Source organism: Bacillus pretiosus, assembly GCF_051294775.1.
Classification (GTDB): Bacteria; Bacillota; Bacilli; order Bacillales; family Bacillaceae_G; genus Bacillus_A; species Bacillus_A wiedmannii.
Window position 1 is genome coordinate 1 of the sequence record NZ_JBPPHF010000197.1, and the last position, 305, is coordinate 305.

The window sequence follows — 305 nt, forward strand, 5'->3', positions numbered from 1 at the left end:
ATAACCTCAGTGTAATTATACTAAAACCTTTCTCCACGAAAAGATAAAAAACTTACCACTTTCTATCCTTAAATAGAAAGTGGTAAGGTTAATTTACTAGGAATATCGGAAGGAAAATGTGGTGTATGCACAATTGAAAATGCATATCCTTGCTCAATAAATGATACTTCATTATGTTTACATTGAAATGGTACACTATTTCTCTTAAAATAAATTTGAATTTGCTGTAAAAATGCAGGATTCGGTGTTCCGAAAGATACGTGTACTTCCGGTGGTAAAGCTTTCATCGCAATTGGGATCCAAGG

1 pseudogene is annotated in these 305 nt (G+C 33.1%); it reads right to left on the reverse strand.

Features of this window, described 5'->3' with window-relative positions:
* Nucleotides 1–68: 68 nt before the first annotated feature.
* Nucleotides 69–305, reverse strand: a pseudogene (locus ACSG5Z_RS30490) (hypothetical protein); the annotation flags it as partial.